This window comes from Vibrio sp. D417a (assembly GCF_030248595.1).
GTDB lineage: Bacteria > Pseudomonadota > Gammaproteobacteria > Enterobacterales > Vibrionaceae > Vibrio > Vibrio alginolyticus.
This window is the reverse complement of the sequence record NZ_JAHGAM010000016.1, coordinates 1-20,274: the sequence shown is the minus strand read 5'-3', so window position 1 is coordinate 20,274 and position 20,274 is coordinate 1. Positions and strand designations below refer to the sequence as shown.

The 20,274-nt window shown below is 45.5% G+C and carries 17 protein-coding genes; 9 read left to right on the top strand and 8 right to left on the bottom strand.

The window, feature by feature from the left end; all coding sequences use genetic code 11:
- The first annotated feature begins 81 nt into the window (after positions 1–81).
- A complete protein-coding gene (locus KI742_RS15780; protein ID WP_285386056.1) occupies positions 82–1,851 on the top strand; it encodes a choice-of-anchor I family protein in 1,770 nt (589 codons plus the stop codon).
- Between the two features lie 71 nt (positions 1,852–1,922).
- Here the strand turns inward: KI742_RS15780 and KI742_RS15775 are convergent, their stop codons facing one another.
- Entirely contained in the window at positions 1,923–2,261 is a 339-nt protein-coding gene (locus KI742_RS15775) for a 4a-hydroxytetrahydrobiopterin dehydratase (protein ID WP_104976512.1), read from the bottom strand.
- Positions 2,251–3,045 carry a phenylalanine 4-monooxygenase gene (gene phhA, locus KI742_RS15770; RefSeq protein ID WP_053350625.1) on the bottom strand — a complete coding sequence of 265 codons (795 nt, stop codon included), beginning with the start codon at positions 3,043–3,045 and terminating at the stop codon, positions 2,251–2,253. The genes KI742_RS15775 and phhA overlap by 11 nt, the downstream gene beginning before the upstream one ends.
- 222 nt (positions 3,046–3,267) lie before the next feature.
- On the opposite strand from phhA, the gene KI742_RS15765 reads away from it, so the two are divergent.
- On the top strand, positions 3,268–5,241 hold the full coding sequence (locus KI742_RS15765; protein ID WP_285386055.1) for an acetoacetate--CoA ligase: 1,974 nt from the start codon (positions 3,268–3,270) through the stop codon (positions 5,239–5,241).
- 151 nt (positions 5,242–5,392) lie between these two features.
- On the opposite strand, the gene KI742_RS15760 is transcribed toward KI742_RS15765, so the two are convergent.
- On the bottom strand, positions 5,393–5,968 hold the full coding sequence (locus KI742_RS15760) for a class I SAM-dependent methyltransferase (RefSeq protein WP_005375567.1): 576 nt from the start codon (positions 5,966–5,968) through the stop codon (positions 5,393–5,395).
- 171 nt (positions 5,969–6,139) lie between these two features.
- Here KI742_RS15760 and KI742_RS15755 point away from each other — a divergent pair, with 171 nt between their 5' ends.
- Both KI742_RS15755 and KI742_RS15750 read left to right on the top strand, forming a co-directional pair.
- On the top strand, positions 6,140–7,018 hold the full coding sequence (locus tag KI742_RS15755; protein WP_005375568.1) for a LysR family transcriptional regulator: 879 nt from the start codon (positions 6,140–6,142) through the stop codon (positions 7,016–7,018).
- A gap of 176 nt (positions 7,019–7,194) precedes the next feature.
- Positions 7,195–8,088, top strand: coding sequence for a cation diffusion facilitator family transporter (locus tag KI742_RS15750; RefSeq protein WP_005389400.1), 894 nt, complete (start codon positions 7,195–7,197; stop codon positions 8,086–8,088).
- A 151-nt stretch (positions 8,089–8,239) separates the two neighbouring features.
- On the opposite strand, the gene yddG is transcribed toward KI742_RS15750, so the two are convergent.
- Complete coding sequence (gene yddG / locus KI742_RS15745; RefSeq protein ID WP_285386053.1) at positions 8,240–9,142, bottom strand: aromatic amino acid DMT transporter YddG; 903 nt, start codon at positions 9,140–9,142, stop codon at positions 8,240–8,242.
- 120 nt (positions 9,143–9,262) lie between these two features.
- On the opposite strand from yddG, the gene KI742_RS15740 reads away from it, so the two are divergent.
- From KI742_RS15740 to KI742_RS15720, 5 genes are all read left to right on the top strand, one after another.
- The gene (locus KI742_RS15740; RefSeq protein WP_017634379.1) at positions 9,263–9,412 is read left to right on the top strand and encodes a hypothetical protein; all 150 of its coding nucleotides are present in this window, start codon (positions 9,263–9,265) and stop codon (positions 9,410–9,412) included.
- A 12-nt stretch (positions 9,413–9,424) separates the two neighbouring features.
- The gene (gene elbB, locus KI742_RS15735; RefSeq protein ID WP_017634378.1) at positions 9,425–10,075 is read left to right on the top strand and encodes an isoprenoid biosynthesis glyoxalase ElbB; all 651 of its coding nucleotides are present in this window, start codon (positions 9,425–9,427) and stop codon (positions 10,073–10,075) included.
- 333 nt (positions 10,076–10,408) lie between these two features.
- Positions 10,409–11,557 (top strand): L-threonine dehydrogenase, encoded by a 1,149-nt coding sequence (gene yiaY, locus KI742_RS15730; RefSeq protein WP_005442614.1) that lies wholly within the window; start codon positions 10,409–10,411, stop codon positions 11,555–11,557.
- A gap of 149 nt (positions 11,558–11,706) precedes the next feature.
- Positions 11,707–12,783, top strand: a complete 1,077-nt coding sequence (locus tag KI742_RS15725; RefSeq protein ID WP_053303757.1) for a PQQ-dependent sugar dehydrogenase — start codon at positions 11,707–11,709, stop codon at positions 12,781–12,783.
- A gap of 142 nt (positions 12,784–12,925) precedes the next feature.
- On the top strand, positions 12,926–13,540 hold the full coding sequence (locus KI742_RS15720) for an HAD family hydrolase (RefSeq protein WP_213891186.1): 615 nt from the start codon (positions 12,926–12,928) through the stop codon (positions 13,538–13,540).
- A gap of 108 nt (positions 13,541–13,648) precedes the next feature.
- Here the strand turns inward: KI742_RS15720 and KI742_RS15715 are convergent, their stop codons facing one another.
- The 4 genes from KI742_RS15715 to KI742_RS15700 all read right to left on the bottom strand — a co-directional run.
- On the bottom strand, positions 13,649–14,128 hold the full coding sequence (locus tag KI742_RS15715) for a Dps family protein (RefSeq protein WP_005388254.1): 480 nt from the start codon (positions 14,126–14,128) through the stop codon (positions 13,649–13,651).
- Between the two features lie 300 nt (positions 14,129–14,428).
- Positions 14,429–16,429 carry a methyl-accepting chemotaxis protein gene (locus KI742_RS15710; RefSeq protein WP_053303759.1) on the bottom strand — a complete coding sequence of 667 codons (2,001 nt, stop codon included), beginning with the start codon at positions 16,427–16,429 and terminating at the stop codon, positions 14,429–14,431.
- Between the two features lie 121 nt (positions 16,430–16,550).
- A complete protein-coding gene (locus tag KI742_RS15705) occupies positions 16,551–16,904 on the bottom strand; it encodes a hypothetical protein (RefSeq protein ID WP_005375589.1) in 354 nt (117 codons plus the stop codon).
- Between the two features lie 433 nt (positions 16,905–17,337).
- On the bottom strand, positions 17,338–20,274 hold a 2,937-nt coding region (locus tag KI742_RS15700), incomplete at its 5' end, for a tandem-95 repeat protein (protein ID WP_285445300.1).

The window sequence follows — 20,274 nt, the reverse complement described above, 5'->3', positions numbered from 1 at the left end:
TCTATCATTCCAGTTGCGGAAATGGACAGCAGCATAAAACCCATGCTGATTGACAACCTATCGGATTGATAAGGAGATATCATGATCACCCCTTTAAAGGCAATCGGTGCACTCGCGTTGTCATCACTTGCCATCGCGTGTTCATCACAACCCGAAGATACCGTGGCTTCATTCGCTACACAATGCAAACCTACCACTGCACCCGTTACTGGGGAAACGTCAATTCAAGGTTTAACTTTTATCGGAACATCCGTTGCTGATGCACCATTCGACACATCGGCAGCTGAAATCGTCAGTTATGACGCCTGTACAGATAAGCTCTATGTGGTTAATGCTCAAGCAAAACGTGTCGATGTAATGTCTATGGATGACAACGGCGTACCAACGCAAAGCGCATTCATTGATCTCAACAGCGCTGGCGAAGCAGCGGGCATTGAAATTGGCGCAGCAAACAGTGTCGCTGTATTCTATGGTTTGGTAGCAGTTGCGATTGAAAACAGTAATAAACAAGCGAATGGTATTGTTGGCTTGTACCGCTCCGACGATTTGTCATTAGTCACGACTTTCCCAACAGGCGCATTGCCAGACATGGTTGGCTTCTCAAAAGATGGCCGATACATCGCAACCGCTAATGAAGGAGAACCAAACAGCGATTACAGCATTGACCCTGAAGGTAGTATCACTTTGATCGATCTGAGCCTTGGTGTTACTCAAGCAGAAGTGACACAAATTGGCTTTAACGAATTTGATGGTTCACGAAAAGCAGAGCTCCCAATGAATGTGCGTATTTCGGGGCCAAACGCCACCGTCGCACAAGATCTAGAGCCTGAATACCTCACTTTTGCAGATAACGGTAAAATCTATGTCGCGCTACAAGAAAATAACGCCATGGCAATCGTCAATCCAGAGAGCAAATCGGTAGAAAAAATTGTTGGCTTAGGTGAGAAGTCTTGGTCGGGCGCTAAACTCGATGCATCCAACAAAGACAAAATCATTGGGAACTTGAAAAGCTACCCACAACTGGTTGGCTTATTTATGCCTGACGCTATCGACAGCTACTCAGTGAATGGGAGTACTTACATCGTATCTGCAAATGAAGGCGACGGGCGTGAGTACGGATTCAAAACCACTCAAGAACTGTGCGACAAAGCTGGCTTTATGTGGGATGAAGACGATTACCTCGGTACAGATGAATATACATCTGAGCAAGGAACCTGTTTAAGCCATATTGATGAAGTGCGCGGTAAGAAGCTGAAAGTAGCAGCAGAACACCCATTGGCAGAGGCACTAAAAGACAACAAACAACTCGCGCGTTTAAAAGTGATTAAGCCGGAACAAACGCTTTCTGCACAAGAGAATGTTCAATCATTTGGCGCGCGTTCATTCTCGATTTGGGATGAAAACGGCAAGTTGGTCTTCGATAGTGGTGACGATTTCGCGACTATCGCGCTGCTGAATGAAGGCAAGAACTTCAACAGCACCAACGATAACAATAATAGTGGCAATGACCGAAGTGATGATAAAGGTATTGAGCCAGAGGCGATTGAAGTAGCACAAATTAACGGTCGTCATTACGCGTTTATCGGCTTGGAGCGTCAAGGCGGTATCATGATTTATGACATCACAGACCCGAAACAAGCGCAGTTTATGCATTACGTCAACCGCCGTGATTACAATCAGCCAGTATGTACAAAAGTCGAAGATGGCGAATGCATGAACGACACATACAATCCAAAAGCAGGCGATTTAGGCCCAGAATCCATTAATTACTTTACCCGTAATGGTGGTCATTTTATCGCCGTTGGCAATGAGGTATCGGGCACGACATCCGTCTTCCGAATCAATCTATAAAGTAATGTAAAAGTCATTTAGAACCAAAACGCCCGACGTAAGCCGGGCGTTTTTTTGTATGAGGTAATGTCCTACTCTGCCGATACTAGCGCGTCACACTTTGATGCGCAGATAAAATCGTTTTTATGCAGACCTTTGATAGAGTGACTCCACCACGTTACGGTAACCTTACCCCATTCCAACAAAATAGAAGGATGGTGGAACTCATCTTCTGCCAGTTCCGCGATTTTGTTACTGAAAGCCCATGCTTGTTTGAAGTTCTTAAATTTATACACCTTTTCTAGTTGAGGTATATCTTCTCTTTCAATGATCTGCCAATCAGACAATTGCAGCAGCAGAGATTGTTGTTCTTCTTTGCTTAGTGCAATGGCATCGATACTACAAGCTTCGCATTTTTGTTCATTCAACATGAGCAGGTTCCTTTGGTTCAAAAAGTGGAGGAAGCAGTCCAGCTTCAATCGCTAGATCGGCTTGTTTCAATAAATTTAACTGACTAATTTTAAAGAGCTGAGAAAAGTCATCAATCACGTAATACTTCGGTTGCATGATGTCGATACGATAAGGCGTTCTCAGCACTGTTTGTAATTCAAATGGGTCGCGAATTGCTACATCACTCTCTAATGCGTAGAGGGTTTCGCCAGGAGATGAAAGAATACCACCACCGTAAATTTTGGTTTTGTCCCCTTCTTTCACCAAGCCAAACTCTACGGTAAACCAGTAGAGGCGAGCGAGATAGGCTCTTTGTTTTGGGGTAGCGGCTTGCCCTAGTTGACCATAATGCTCGGTAAATGCAGCAAAGTCTGGGTTGGTTAACATCGCGCAATGACCAAATATTTCGTGGAAGAAATCTGGCTCCTGTAAGTAATCGAACTCATCTCTTGTACGCAAGAATGTGGCGACTGGAAAGCGCTTATTACCGAGTAGATTAAAAAATCGGTCGAAATCAATAAGCGCGGGAACGGGCTCCACTTGCCAACCTGTTGTCTCCATCAAGACACGATTAATTTCTGGTAACTGAGGAACGCGGTCTTGAGGTAAATCAAGCAGCGTCAAACCGTGTAAATAAGCCTCACAAGCTCTGTTTTGGATCACACCCATTTGTCGTGTTACCAAATCTCGCCAAATGGCGTCTTCTTCACGGCTCCATTCAACCCTGCCTTCCTGGTTTACGGGTTTAGAACGATACTGGGTCATGGCTCATCTCCATTAACAAATCCTTTACATTAAGCCTATCTGTAGTCTTAAGAGCTTCCAATCCCTGCGCGATTTTCTCAGCATCATCCCGATGTAACATATTGTTTACAACTCATCGTAACTGCATGATTTTTATGACACGATATAATATCTGGCTTGTTTGACTTTATCGTGTATTCCTCTCAAACTAAAACCTGTTATCACTTTGTTATAGAGGGACCTATGCGCGAGAGCAGCAAAGTATGGCAACCGAGCGAAAGTCGTATCGAAGAAGCCAACATTACACAGTTTATTGAACACATTAATCGACAAGGAAATACCCTTGAAAGCTTCGCTGATCTGCATCAATGGTCACTCGATCATGCAGAAAAATTTTGGCAGGAAGTTTGGCTATTCTGCGACGTCATTGGTACTCAGGGAGAGACCATAAAAGAGCGAGCAGAAAGTCGCTGGCAGCAACCTGTTGAAAATAGGGATATAAAATGGTTCCCAAACGCGCAAATTAACTACGCCGAAAATTTGCTAACCTACGCGTGTCACCAACCCGATGATCTCGCGATTTGGTTTGAAAATGAACGTGAAGAAAAACAGACCTACACCTGGAAACAATTGTGCGAAGAAGTTTCGAGTGTGCAGCAATGGTTGAAAGAATGTGGAATTAAGCAAGGTGATGTCGTCGCTGGTTATTTACCTCACCTACCTCAAACGGTGATAGCTATGCTAGCAACCACCAGTTTAGGGGCGACCTGGACTTCCACCTCACCTGATTTTGGCGTCGAAAGCGTTTTGGAGCGCTTTGGTCAAGTGAAACCCAAAATCCTGTTTACTTGTGATGGCTATACATTCAATGGCAAAACTTTCGATATGTCTGAGAAAAACCAGCATATTACGGATCATCTTGATGGTCTTAAACAAGTTTGCCAAATTAGCTACCTTAAACCACACATTTTTGAATGCGATGTCTGCACCCAAGATTGGCAAAACGTCCTGAATCAATACACACCCGAAGCGCTGACTTTTACTCGTGTGAATTTTAACGATCCGCTATTTGTGCTCTATTCTTCAGGCACAACAGGCAAACCGAAATGCATCGTTCATTCCGTCGGCGGAACGGTGCTTAATCACTTGAAAGAGCATCAACTGCATTGCGATATTCAACCGAACGACCGAGTGTTTTACTACACAACCTGCGGTTGGATGATGTGGAACTGGCACGTTTCTTCACTCGCGAGCGGTGCATGTTTGGTGATTTTTGATGGTAGCCCTGTTTACCCTACTCATAATGTGCTCTGGGACCTCGCAGAACAAGCCGAAGTGACGCTATTTGGAACCTCAGCAAAATACCTAGAGGCGCTGGAAAAAGCATCTTTTTCTCCGCAGAAAAGTGATGCATTTTCAAGTCTGAAAACCATTTGTTCGACTGGCTCTGTTCTGTATCCAGAACAGTTTGATTATGTCTATCAGCACATTAAAGAAGATGTACACCTCGCCTCGATTTCTGGCGGAACAGACATTTGTGGCTGCTTTGTATTAGGCAACCCTATTTCTCCCGTTTATCGGGGAGAGTGCCAATCAGCAGGGTTAGGGGTCGATGTCCGAGTCTTTAACCCACAAGGTAATAGCGTAATGGGAGAGCGCGGTGAGTTGGTTTGTGCCAATTCATTACCCAACTTCCCCGCTGGCTTTTGGAACGACACCGGGGAGAGATATCATCGTGCTTATTGGGATAAGTTCGACAATATTTGGCACCACGGCGACGATGTTGAACAAACCAGCGTTGGTGGATACGTGTTTTATGGTCGAAGTGATACCACGTTGAATCCCGGTGGCGTAAGAATCGGCACGGCCGAAATCTATCAGCAGGTGAACAGTATAGACGGTATTCTAGATTCCATCGCAGTAGGAAAAGAAGTCGATCGCAACGAACAAATATGGCTGTTTGTCCAATTAATGAAAGGGATAGAGCTCAACGACGAGATGATCGCCTCCATCAAAGCACAGCTAAAGTCTGCATGTTCTCCAAGACATGTACCTAGTGCGATTTACGCAATAAGCGATATACCTAAGACACGCTCAGGAAAGCTGGTCGAGTTAGCCGTTAAGCAAGTCGTTAACAACCGAAGCGTCGAAAATTTAGGCGCAATAGCCAACCCTGAAGTGCTGGAGGAGATACGCAGGATAGTCGTCTCAAAATAACCTCCGAAGACTAAGTTGTTCGAGTATGTCCTTGCCTGCACCACGACGACTTGTTTAGAGCAAGTGAGAAGTTACATATACCCTCAGCAGATAAGAAAAAAGCGAGCTTGTTAGCTCGCTTTTGTCATTTTGTGTTCTTTATTCAGCAGTATTAGCGGCGACCAAGCCCCATTAATACCGACATTGTTTTACCGTCAGATACAATGTCAAAAACGTGTTGCGATTCAACTTCAGTAAAGCCTGCTTCTTTCAGTGCACGCTCAGACTTCGCAAGGGTAAAACCGTCTTGTTCACATTCTGCAATCCAATCAAAATGAACAAAATAGCCGCCGTGGTTAAGTAGAGAATGCGAGATCGTTAATGACGCGTCTAAGTCTTCCACGAACGCTAAAACTGATGATGCAACCACCAAGTCGAACTGTCCACGAAACGCAGGGTGCTGAGCGACCAAGCCGCGAGATAATGCATCTACCACAGGTTCTACGTTGACGAGCTCTTTTTTATCGAGTTCCTCAATCATGGCTTCCGATGCGTCTAATGCTACGATGTCTTTAACCATCGGTGACAATCGTTGACTTAACTGCCCTGTTCCGCATCCAAAATCTAGTACTTTAATGCCATCAAGCTGAGTTAGCTGTTGTAACTGCTCAAACACCGACTGCGCAAATTGCTCTGTTGCTGGATTTGATTCCCAGTTTTTTGCTAAGCCGTCCCAATCTTGTGCCATCGTGGCCTCCATGTTCACTTTTTGTAACCCACATAGATTACCGCAAAACCGTTAAAAGACCATAGACTTATCTGGCGGATTCGCGTTTTTTTCGATAATCTTTCATGGCTTTGGGAGCGCATCTGCATAATACCCAAATTCTTTGAATTCATTTATTGGTTGTGTCAAATCATGAACTTAACTCAAGTAGAAGCCTTCTGCACCATCGCTGAGTGTGGTTCTGTTTCTGAAGCGGCAAGGCAACTCGACTGCAATCGCACCAAACTCAGTATGTCGATTAAGGCATTAGAGAAAGATCTCGACGTTGAATTGTTTAACCGAACTGGCAACCAGCTCACCCTCTCTGAAGCTGGGAAAGCCATTTACAAAGATTGCGAACACCTACTTATCATCGCACAACGGGTCAGAAAGACCTGCGCTCAAATCTCGGAAGGGTTTAACGCGGAAGTTTGGGTAGCACGTGACGACTCCTTACCTGATGATCTCTGGCAAGAATTATCTCATACATTGAATAACCGCTTTCCTTCAACAACCTTCAACTTAATCTTGGCATCCAGTGGCGACTTAGCCAACTTGGTCAGTACCCACCAAGTAGATTTTGCTTTCGGCGTTGATTATGAGCGAGTAGACGATCCTCGTATCGTATATAACCCATTAGGCAAGATACGTATGATGTCAGTATGCAGTGTAGAACACCGCCTAAGTAAGATGCGCCGTGTCTCAGACGAGGATCTACGTAGTCAGATGCAAGCACTAATGGTGTACCTAAATGAGAAAGACAACCCTGAACTGCAACCTTTCTCGACTCGATATATTGGTTTTTCGAGTTTTGACTACATGCTGAACACCATCTTAGAAGAAGACGCTTGGGGCGTGCTTCCAGAACCATTAATCCGCCATTACCTTCGTCAGCAGAAGCTCGCCGTTATCAAACACACATACGGATTGACGCAAGAAGACTACTGTATGTTTTCACCTAACGGCCATACTGAGCATCCAGCAATGACGTGGTTAGCAGATAAATTGAGCGAGTATTTATTTGACTTCTAAACATTTTATCAGTGAGCGTCAATTTTACTGACACCAAAAAATTACAGTAAGCCATTGTTTTATAATAACATAAATAAAAACGCAATTTTTTAGATTAGTTACTGGTCACTTTGTGGTTGCCTAAATTACCTTATGAGCGAAGAATAGTAAGGTATTAAAATTCAAAGGCATCTTTTATGTGTGACAGGACAAGCAAAAACGAAAACCGTATTCTAACCATTTCAGCCCTTTTGGCATCTGGGTTCGCTGCTGGTGGTATGGTACTTGGCTTGCTTGTAGGCTCAATTGTCATCGTTTTTGACGGTGTTTACTCTTTGGTCAGCTTACTGTTAACTTTATTGTCACTGGCCGCTTCTTACTACATTAACAAGCCTTCAAAATCTGTATTCCCATTTGGAAAAGCGGTCTTAGAACCAATCGTTATTGCGATAAAAGCAGCCGTCATTTTAGTGGTTGTAAGCTTCTCTCTCTACTCTGCGATATCAGCATTGATGTCTGGAGGTCGCGAGGTCGATGCTTCTATTGCGACCTTATTCGGCATCGTGAATGTTATCGGCTGTGGTTACGCTTGGTGGTTTATGGCGAAACGCAGCCGCCGCTTCTCATCAGGCTTGATTGAAGCGGAGAAAAAACAGTGGCAAATGGATACTCTGCTAAGTGTGGCGGTGACCGTAGGATTTATCTCGGCTTGGGCTGTTTCACTAACGCCATTCTCTGAGTATGCGGTATATGCCGACCCCATGATGATGGTTTTAATGGGCTTTTACTTCCTCAAAGTACCGTTCGATATGCTAGTAGGTGCCTTACGTGAACTACTAATGATGACACCAAGCAAAGAGCTGTGTCAGAGCGTTGGCAAAGATGTTCTTGAGATTGAAAAAGTGACTGAGCATCAATTGAAACTGGCTGGCGTAACGAAGGTAGGTCAAGAGCTACGAGTAAATGTGGACGTACATATTGATGACGACACATTGGAGCTTGATACACTAGAGCACACTCGTAAGCAGCTTATCAAGCGACTGTCGAAGCACAGATTCAAGCTTCAACTACACTTGAACGTCGCTTATTAGAGTGCCACCAAAGAGCCGTTAAAATTCAATAAAAAGCTCCCAATCTCGGGAGCTTTTTTAATTTTTTCGATTTAGTTGCTTCGTATTCGAATACAGCTCGCAAGGGAGATCTGTTCGTTGCTCACTTAAATTCTCTGATCTCGTTGGTAACTTACCCAGCCGCTTCGCGCTTCTCTTTGGTGACTAACCAACACATCAGCGAGCCCACCGTTACCATCACAACGCCCTGCCAAAAGCTATGGCTCAGAGTTACGCCAAGAATAATGGAAGAAAATAAAGCGGAAAAAATGGGCGTGAAGTAAGACAAGGTGGCGAGAAAAACCATATTGCCGCCAACGATCGCGATGTTCCATAAACCATAACCACCAGCCATTAAAGCCGCAGAAGCCACTAAGTACCCCACCGCTTCCCAACTGAATGTCATTGGTGGCTCATCCGTAAACGCATATTTGACCCAAAGCGAAGCAGCTGTTGCAATGAAAAACAGGGTAATCGCATTATGTTTAGATTGCTGCCTTTGGGTTAAGTTGCAATAAAAGGCCCATATAACCGCCCCAGCGAAAGCCATAAAATACACCAGAGGGTTACTACTAACATTGGACATGATCTGAGTTATGGATAAGCCATTCTCACCGCACACAGTCCAAGCAACCCCAATAAACGCCAGCGTAACTGCTGGATAAAGCAACCAGTTTGTTTTTTTATTGCTGCCAAGGACCGCAAATAAAACCGTCAGTGCGGGCCAAAGGTAGTTGACAATCGACACCTCAATTGCCTGCGCGCGCGAGTTGGAATATCCCAAAGATAGAGCGAGAAATATTTCATAGCAGACGAACATCGCACCACCAAGCACAAGATACTTGGGAGAAAAGTAAGACAACTTTGGAATACCGACCACGATAAGAAGGAAAACAGAGCTAAGAGAGTACAACATGGCTGCCCCGCCTACAGGACCTAAACTCTCCGTAACCAACCTCGCGATGCCAAGCAGACAACTCCAAGAGAGAATCGCGATACAACCATAAAGTGTGAAACGAAATTGCACTGATTTCATGTGACCTACCACTCACGAATGCCAAAGGAAACGTCAGCTTAACTCAAAAATGATCAGGTTCAACGTACTGTTTTATAAAAATCAGTATAAAAATCATTCTATTAAGCCGTTGGAGTTGATATGAAACATTTTCTGCCCTCTAGTGTTATGCTTACACCCTTTGTTGTGCGCTACTATGATGAAGATGACAACGAGAGTGAAAACGTTAAAACACACTCGGAAACGCATGGTCTAGATAGCGAAGAGCAATCTAAGGAACGTTCAGAGTAAAGGAATCCAAACATGAAAAAAGTCGCAGTCATTTTAAGTGGTTCAGGCGTTTACGACGGTTCTGAGATCCACGAAGCAGTGTTGGCGCTCTACGCCATCGAGAAAGCAGGGGCAACTTGGCACTGCTTTGCACCTAACATTGACCAACTCCATGTCATCAATCACCTAACTGGTGACGAAATGGATGAAACCCGTAACGTCTTGATCGAATCAGCTCGTATCGCACGCGGAAACATTGACGATGTTGCCAAACTTAACGTTGATGAATACGATGCCCTACTGCTTCCAGGTGGATTTGGTGCTGCGAAAAACTTAACCGACTTCGCCGTTTCAGGTGCAGAGTGCTCCATTAACACACACGTAGCTCAAGCTTGTCGCGCGTTTGCTAATGCGAAAAAACCAGCTGGCTATCTGTGTATTTCTCCTGTCATTATTCCGATGATTTATGAGCAAGGCGTGAAAGGAACGGTAGGCAACGATGAGGCAGTCTCAATAGCATTTAATCAAATGGGCGGTGAACACACCACGTGCCCTGTCGAAGACATCGTTTTTGATGAAAAACACCTCGTACTTTCAACCCCTGCTTACATGTTGGCAGAAAATATCTCTCAAGCGGCCTCAGGTATCGAAAAGTTAGTATCAAAGCTGATTAAAATAGCTTAATTATTAGTAGTTAGCTTATAAAACACTTCCCTATCCCCATTGATAATTAAGTTATTAATGGGGATTTTTTATACTTTAGTCGAATTTAGAGATATATCCGCGTCAGAAGTCAATTTTTGCCAATCGTTTGCGTCCATAGTTTCATATTTGTTCTACTTTATATCAGTGTTGCACTTATACGCAGTGCAACAAGATCACTGTCACAGTTTTTCTCTTGCAAGTACCTCTAAGTAGGTAAACTTGCTTCAGATCAACTTCAATCTGGAAACGAATGTGCGACAGTAAACGGCAAATTAAGAAAGATTATTAAAAATAACGACGGAGCTATCCAATATGACAAGTGCATTTTTTATCCCTACGGTAAACCTAATGGGCGCTGGTTGTTTGAAAGACGCAGCAGACAGCATCCAATCTCAAGGCTTTAAAAAAGGTTTGATCGTTACGGATAAGATCCTTAACCAAATCGGTGTAGTCAAACAAGTTCAAGACCTTCTCACTGAGCGCGATGTAGCAACCGTTGTGTTTGATGGCACTCAACCAAATCCAACTATCAGCAACGTTAACGACGGCTTAGCACTTCTTACTGATAACGAATGTGACTTCGTTATCTCTCTAGGCGGCGGTTCACCACACGACTGTGCGAAAGGTATCGCGCTTGTTGCTTCTAACGGCGGCAAAATCGCAGATTACGAAGGCGTAGACCAATCTGCAAAACCAATGATGCCACTTATCGCGATCAACACGACGGCGGGTACTGCATCTGAAATGACGCGTTTCTGCATCATCACTGACGAAGAGCGTCACATTAAGATGGCTATCGTTGATAAGCACACAACACCGCTTATCTCGGTAAACGATCCAGAGCTAATGCTAGCTAAACCTGCTTCGCTAACTGCGGCAACAGGTATGGATGCCCTAACTCACGCGATTGAAGCTTACGTATCTATCGCAGCAACACCAATCACTGATGCGGTAGCAATTAAAGCGATTGAGCTTATCCAGGCTTATCTACGCACAGCAGTGAAAAACGGTGAAGATCTAGAAGCTCGTGAACAAATGGCATACGCGCAGTTCATGGCGGGTATGGCATTCAACAACGCGTCTCTAGGTTACGTACACGCAATGGCACACCAGCTAGGTGGTTTCTATGACCTTCCACACGGTGTTTGTAACGCGATTCTTCTACCTCACGTACAGCGTTACAACGCGCAAGTATGTCCTGAGCGTCTACGTGACGTAGCAAAAGCAATGGGCGTAAACGTAGAAGGCATGTCTGCTGAAGCAGGTGCAGCGGCAGCAATCGACGCTATCGTTACTCTAGCGAAAGATGTGGGTATCCCAGCAGGTATCAAAGAGCTTGGTGCGAAACTAGAAGACATCCCAACACTAGCAGACAACGCACTGAAAGACGCTTGTGGTTTCACTAACCCTAAACAAGCAACTCACGAAGAAATTTCTAAGATCTTCGAAGAAGCGATGTAATCTCGCTAACTAAACAATTCTCTAGCCTTAATTCAATCCCCGATCTCGTATCGGGGATTTTTTACATTCATATACAAGTGAATCTCTGCCAAACATAGTCTTTTAGTGTTAGCTTTTAAGTATTAACACGATTCATATTGGAAGGAACCATGAGAACGATTGCTGCTGCCCTACTCACTTGTTTATCCTTTTCTGCCAACGCTGCCGAATACCGCGCGAACGAGGTGGCGAATGGATTTCAGATCCCTTGGGGCATCGAGTTTTTAGATAACCAACGCGTTATTGTCAATGAAAAGAACGGTACGGTTTCGTTGCTGGATATCACCACAGGCAAACCTCAAAAGCTGTTTAACGTCCCCAATGTGAACACCAGTGGACAAGCCGGCTTATTGGATGTCGCGCGCGCACCGAATGCCGATACGCAAAACCCGCAACTCTTCTTTACCTACAGCAAGCGCACGAGCAAAGGCAATACGGTGGCGTTAGCGACGGCGCAATTGCAAAACAATCAGCTTGTAGGTTGGAACGATCTCTTTGTTGCTGATGCCATCACCGACACGGGTCGCCACTACGGCAGTCGAATTTCATTTATTGACGACAAAGTTTACTTCTCAATCGGTGACCGTGGCGAACGTGATAATGGCCAAGACACTCAAACCCATGCTGGCAGTATTGTGCGCCTTAACCTTGATGGTTCGGTTCCGCAAGACAACCCATTCAAACCTTCCCAAGCTCGTCCTGAGATATGGAGTTACGGGCACCGCAACCCACAAGGTATGTTTTACGACGAAGCAACAAAACAGCTGTGGTCGATTGAACATGGACCACGCGGTGGCGATGAAATTAATCTAATCAAGAAAGGCGCGAACTACGGCTGGGCAAAAGTCTCTCATGGTAAAGAATATTGGGGACCGTTGGACGTTGGGGAAGCTAAGTCGTTACCGGGAATGGAAGATCCCAAGCTGGTATACGTCCCTTCTATCGCGCCCAGTAATATGATTTTGTACCGTGGTGATAAATACCCAGAATTGGACGGGAAAATCCTCGCAGGCGCATTGAAACTGGCGCACATCAACGTGGTTTCTATTGATAATGGCAACCTTACCGAATCAAAAAGATTAATGGAGAATCTTGGTGAGCGAATAAGAGATATAACCATCAGCCCCGATGGTTATATCTACTTTTCTACCGACAGCGGCAAAATCTTTCGTCTTGAGGAAAGGTAATCAAACACTAAAATCGTTAAGACTATTTAATTTGTGACGTACTAGTGATTTATTTTCGTACAATCCAAGCAGAAGAATCTAAACTTAACAATAACCTTTTGTTTTTTAAAACGATAGTTCGGTTAAGTTGTACGAGGTCATTATGATTCCATTCCCTTTACAGCTCGATAAAATTAAAGCCGTGGTGTTTGATTTAGACAACACCTTGGTGAGTTCTGATATGAACTTCGGCGAATTGCGACAACAGCTTGGCTGTCCGCAGAGTGAAGATCTATTGGATTTTGTCGACGCACTTGAGCACCCTCATCATCGAGAGCACGCTCATAACGTGATATTTGATTACGAGATTTCTGATGCTGAGCAGTCTGCTCCAATGATTGGCTGCCATGAATTACTCGCCCACTTGCATCAAAATGAAATCAAAACCGCTATCGTGACGCGCAACTGCCAAATCGCCACGCAGCGCAAACTAGAGCACAACCAAATCTCTGTGGAGCGAGTCATCACTCGTGAATGCTTCCCGCCCAAGCCAGACCCATTGTCTTTACAGGTGTTGGCGAAAGAGTGGCGTTTGATGCCTGATGAAGTGCTTTATGTCGGCGATTACCTTTACGACTTACAGGCAGCGTATAACGCGCAGATGCCCTCTTGCCTTGTGCACCATGGGAATCAAGAAACCTTCAATGAATCAGCCTCGTTGGCGCTTAATGAACTCAGTGATTTATTGAGCCGTTTCGAATCCTTACCACGCAAATAAAGCACACACAAAAAATACGCAAACAAAAAAAGGGGCACCAACGTGCCCCTTATGACTTATTCCCGATTGTTTCATGCGTTCCCAAGGATTGCTTGGGTGATGCACTGCTTAGCCTTGTAGGTAAGCGTTAAGCATCCACATTAATTTTTCTTGCTCACGGATGTAGTCACCCATCAATGCCGCTGTACCTTCGTCATCTGCTTCACCCGCGTTTTGTAGAATCTCACGCTGTTTTAGAAGTAGAACGCTAAAGCCTTGAACCAGACCTTGTACACACTCCTCACCAGAAGTCGCGTTTTGATGTTCTTTAATTTCACTTGCTTCCAAGTAGTTGCTGAATGCGTGCGCTGGCGTATGACCCAAAGTTAGAATACGCTCTGCAAGCTCATCGATTTTTGTTTGTAGATCAGTGTAGATCTCTTCAAATTTTACGTGCAGTTCGAAGAATTGCGCACCTTTAATGTTCCAGTGGTAACCGCGAGAGTTCATGTACAACACTTGGTAATGCGCTAGCAGTTGATTTAGTTGTTGAGCTAGTTGTGCTGATTGTTCGCTGTCTAGACCAATTAGGCTTACTTGTTTGTTCATAATCTTGCTCCTAGAAGGACGATACCAATCGTAGTAACGAACGATTCTCTTACCGGGATTGGTATAAAGTTTAAAAATTCTTTTGCAGTATTTGCTGCCGATGGAGTTATATTACGACTCCGGCTCGGCGAAGAGAATTTGGTTTTAGCTATGATTTAAATAGCCAAATCCAATGAGCAAGTAGACGAATATCGGCGTATCATCCAACAAAAAGCCCCAACCCTTTTTGTGTAAAAAGGATTGGGGCTTTTTTACTATTTGGTTAACGTTCAAAAGTAGATGAACAGACGTAAATCTTATCTACGCCGTTTTAAAAGTTGCCATCTGTTGATTCAGCTCGGTAACTTGCTCTTTTACTTGCAATGATGTCTCTGATGCGCGTTGGCTGTTATTCGAAACCTCATCCACTGATTGAGTAATACCGGACATCAATCCAGTGATCGAATTGGTCGCATGAGATTGCTGCTCTGCCGCTGCCGCAAGCTCTGCCATTTGTTCATTCAAGGAACCTATTTGCTCAGTAGTAACAAGCAAACGAGTTACCGCTTTTTCAATGTGCTCAGCGCCCTGCTCCGCAAGTGATTGACTGTGTTCAATCTCCTCAACCACAGAATTGGTCGAGCGTTGAATCGCATTGATGATGCCGTTGATTTCTGTCGTCGATTGAGTAGTGCGCGTCGCTAACATGCGTACTTCGTCCGCCACAACCGCAAAGCCTCGTCCTTGGTCACCCGCACGCGCTGCTTCTATCGCGGCATTCAATGCCAGTAAGTTAGTTTGTTCTGCTAAGCCTTCAATCACCTCTGTAACTCGGCCAATGGCTTCGCTCTCTTTGCTTAACTGTGTTACTTGCGTACTCGCGGTTTCAATGCTGCCGTGCAAGCTTTCCATGGTGACTTTGTTTTGCTCTAAAGCATCACGACCTTGTTCAATCTCGCCTTTTGAGTCAGAAAGCTTCTGCACCGATTGATTGGCTTGATCTAGGGTGTTACGCGCGGCTAAAGCGATTTCATCCAATTGGCTTCCCATTTCAACAATGCTGGTCTGTTGCTGTTCAACATTCGATGAAGTGACTTGCGCCGATTCCAATAAAGCCCCCATGCTGGTATCCACTTGGTGCGCTTTCTCACTCACCCCTGCCACGATGCTCGCTAACGATTGGTTCATGCGGTTAATCGAATCGGTAAGGTCTGCCAATTCATCTTTCCCAACAACGGTGAGCGGAGGCTGAGAAACATCTCCTGAAGCGATCGTCTTTGCACGCTCCGATAAGTTTTTCACTCGGCGACCAATGGTGTTGCCCATGTATTTTGAAATCGCTACTGCGGCAAACAAAACCAATGCCGCTGCAATCAGCATGGTGGTGAGTACGTTTTTGATCGACTGATTAATACCCTGTCCGCTTTGATCAGCACGACTTTGCTGAGCCAATACGATCGTTTCTAAACTTTGGTCTAGGGCATCCGCTGCTGGCAACAGTTCGTTCGCCATCAACAAGTTTGATTCGTTCCATTCTGGTGACTGACGTAATGCAATCACCTGCTCTGCTAAAGGAAAGTACAGTTGCTGCATTTCTTTAAACAGTGACCACAATGATTGGTCGTTATCAGTGAGCCTGTCGAGTTTACTGTCGATTTCCGCCACAGACTGATTGTGGTACTTAATCAAGTCATGGTATTTGTCTAAGTGATCTTGCTGCCCGTACAACAGGAAATCTCGCAGAGCAGACAGTGCATTGGCGAGCGAGGTATAGCTATCCGCGTAAACTTTAAACAAACGCTTTCTGTCTCCACCAAATGGGTTTCCTGACTCTTCATTGATTAAGCTTTGAAGCTGATCAAGTGCCACTTCTGCAATGGGTGCCGCTTCGTTAATAAAGAGGTTGTGCGCGGGTAAGTTCTCATCACTATGGCTGAGCTCAATCAACTTGTTTAGAGAGACTTTTACCGCGTCCCACTGACTTTGAATCGCTTGAAAATCCTGTTCAGAGATCAAAGCCTGCAAAGTCGGAAGCGACTCGTCTGTTGAAGCCATGATATTGCGTACGTCCTCACTGAGACGTGCGCTAGCCTCTTCATCGCCACCTAGCAACATGTAGGCTCGAATAGAAGACAGCGACGCTTGAACGGACTGTTGTATACCGCGACTGGTGTCGACGGTCGGTAAATCGGATTTAAGTAACGAAGAGGCGTATTGCTCTACGGTGGTGACGTTGCGATACGTGAATACCGCTGATGCCATAAAAAGTACGGCTAGCAGCACAAAACTGAGCTGCAACTTCCCTGATATCGTAAGGTTCATCCATAAACTCCTGACAACGATGAGCCTTAAATATAACGATGTTTACAAAAATGTTAAATACAAGTATCAAAAGTTACTAAGAAAACCATGTAAACCACTATTTTAAGCCGATAAATGGGACTTATTCGAAGTATGGTATGCGCTCACTACGTAAAATCAGATAATTAACGTAAGTCGTTTCTAAGCAGTCTTGCTCCCACAACGAGAGAATCCGCTTGGTGGCGAAGTAGTAATCTTTATTACGCAGTAGCACGCCCACCGTACGGCTGAGCTGCTCAAAGCGCTGTTGCTCATTAGCAGAAATGTAATTGTCTTCATTCTGAATGATGGGCGCCAATCCATCGGCAAACCAATTGTTCAGAATTTCACGCATCTCTAGTTCTGACTCCGGCACATCGATACTCGACAACTCACGATGCTGTGGTGGTGGCACTATGTACTTCGATGCTTTTGGCGAACTGACATAACGGTACATGTCGCTCCTCCTTGTAAATGACTCTTATACCCAAGTGACTTCAAGATGCAGGATTCAGAGCGTTGTCATTGATTCGGGGTCAAGGAAAACAACGCAGCGTAATAGTCAGCTCTTTCCAAGTTGTTTGACACAGAAGCCGAGTCAATGACACGCTCCCGAAGGGCGAGCTGTCTTGGTTTGTATACTTTGTTGTCGATTCTTGATTTAGACCCACTAGACCTTTAAATCGCCGCCGCGTCTACAAACCAAGCCATTCTCGCTGAACCTAACATCTCGAGGTTACTTGGGTATAAACTAGCTAAGAATACTTTTTTCAATTTCCAAGTTTTTTTTCTACAGCTCATAGAAAGAAACCCAACAAAAAAGCCATGCAAAGTAGGCCCTGCATGGCTTGGGTTTGGGCAGCAATGACACTGCCCTCGTCTAGGACTGGTTACATTGAGCTTTGATCGAAATCGTTGCCTTGGTCAGTACCTGTTTGAGTATCCGAGTCGAAGCTGCCAGAGTCATCCGTGAAGTCAACACCTTGATCTTGACCTCCTGCACTTGTCCAGTCGCTGCCGCCAGATTCCATACCCGCCATATCTGGTTGCTGATCTTGAGCAGAACCTTGCATGGTGTATTGATCATCGACTTCAACTTCAACTGTGCCACTCGCACCTTCTACTGCGCTGCCCAATTCGTCGTAACCTTGGAATTGGATTTCGCTCGTACCTTCGTAACCTTCTGGTAGGTCAACCGATACTGGTTGGTTCAGGTTGCCACTTAATGTGAAGCTGCCATCGCCATTATCCAGTGCGTTGCTTACCGATGCGCCATCAGGTAGACCGGACATTTCTGCATAATCCACCGATTCGTTACCGCTGACCTCATCTGGAACCGAGATAGAAATGGTATCGCCTGGTGCTGCAGTCACATCAGCTGCGCTCTCCTCTTCACTGTCTGCACCGTTTGCTGCTTGCTCTTCAGGCTGTTGCGCTTCGCCAACTTGCTGCTCTGATGATGCTTGAGCAGTTTGGATTTGTGGCTCGTCGCTTTGCGCTGAATCGTCCGCAACTTGGATGCTCAGATTCTGAGTCGATACTTCACCATTGTCGTTGACCTGAACATCCATAGCCAAATTGCCATCGAAGTCATCGTTCGGCCAGTATGTCCACTCTTCATCACCTGATTTCGCAAAGAAACCAGCATCGTTTGCATCGGCGACATCCAACACTTCTGCAGAAGGGATAATGCCAAGCTCATCAATCAACTGCGCTTCCGTTAGGGTTAGTGAACCATCATCAGCCAGTGCGTAGCCTTCACTGGTTGTGGTTTCACCTTCACCTTGGATGTCGACATTGAAGAAGCTCTCAATGCGGTTTTCACCGTCAGTTGCAATGAAGCCAACTTGAACATCTCCGGTGTAGCCTTCTGCTGGTGTGAATTGGTAGTTACCTTGGTTATCGGTCTCTATCACACCTTGACCTTCCATTAGGCTCACTGACTCAATGCTCAAGCTGTCGCCTTCTGCATCGCTCAAGGTCGATAGCATGTCATCATTGGTGAACGACAAGGTGCCATCCGCTGCCATTTCTGTGGTAGAAATACTGTCGATTTCTGGAGAAGCATTCTCTTGTGGCGCATCTTCTTTCACGACCACACCTGTTTGCTCATCATGAAGCACACCGTCTTTATCAATCACATAAGCGATGTCCGCTTCACCAGTAAAGCCTGGTGCTGGATTGAATGTCCATGTGCCATCACCGTTATCGACAATCTCACCTTGGCTGCGATCAGCTAGGTGAACGAATTTCACTTCATCACCCGCGTCAGCGTCCACATTCTCTGCCAATCCGATTAGGTCATCTGCGGTTAGTATAACTGGCTCACCCGCTAGGGTTTCGAAGTCACCTGAATCGATGCCATCTTCGAATTCTTCTGGCTCGTCACCATAATCCACCGTTGTTGCGGTCACGGTTACGAAGAACTCGCCATTAAAGTCAGCCGGAGGCGTCATTTGCAGGTCTGAGATATCCCACTCGTTCAAGTCGATGTATTGACCCGGTTCCGTGATGGTAACGGTGTTCACACCATCCGTAACTTCGAAGCCAACAGGGAAACCAGTCATCACTAGGTTACTTAGCGTTTCTGAATCGTCGATTAGACCGACATTCAAGCCTAGGTGACCTGTTTCGTCCTCACCGAAGACTAACGGACCATCATGGTCGGTTGTGATGACTACGCCATCGGCAACAGGGCGAACAAACACTGGTACATCAAGTACCGTCTCAAACTCACCGTCACTTACCACAACTTGCAAGTCAGAAACCCCTGCAAAATCGCCAGTCGGTGTGAATGTCCAAGTACCGTCACCGTTGTCCGTTACCTCACCACCATCTTCACCTTCTGCGGTGATAATGCGTGATACGACTAGGTTTTCAGTGTCGATATCGCCGAACAAGTTCATCAAGTCGCCAGCGTCGAAGGTGAATGCGCCATCCTCGTCGGTTGCCATAAAGGCATTACCCACATTGAATGGAGCATCGTTGACTGGGATGACATCCACATTCAACGAGCCTTCAACCACTTCTTCACCATCCGTCGCGGTGTAGCCCAGTTCCACCAAACCATTGAAGTCTTGAGTGGTCACCAAGTGGTACATACCATCTGGCTGCTGGGTTAATGTCGCGTTTGCAGGAGCACGAACCGTGATGCTTTCTACGCTGATTTCGTCACCATCAAGATCCGTAACTTGATCAGCGATGTAAGCTGGGTCAATCACCATGACCACATCTTCTTCGCCTTGCATCTGGATGGTTGGCGCTTCTGGTGCATCGTTAACCGCTTCGACGTTTAGATTGCCTTCAACCGGTGTAACTAAATCACCATCGCTGACGCCGAACGACATTGGCACATCACCATTGAAGTTCTCAGCCGGAGTGAATGACCAAGTACCATCACCGTTGTCTAGCAAGTCACCGTATTGCTCATCAATCACTAGGTCGACAGCAGACAGTTCATCGTAGGTGTTGTCGATGTCTGTCGCGTTAGCAAGCAACATGTCCTGCGTAATAAGAATGGTGGTATCTTCGGTGCCAGCAATATTCACTGGCGTTGATTGCGGCGCATCGTTAATTGGGTTCACCGTTAGGTCGACGCCCACTTCCACGCTCGCACCATCGTTATCAATCAAGTCGAAACTTAGGTCGATATCGCCATTGAAGTTCGCGTCAGGCGTAATCGTAAAGCTACCATCTTGGTTCTCAACAACGGTTGCATTGGCTACCGCGGTTAAGTTCACCGCTTCTAGATTATCGCTGTCGACGTCACCCGCTTGAGCCAGTAACTGCTCTTGACTCAATGTGATTGAACCGTCTTCATCCACGCT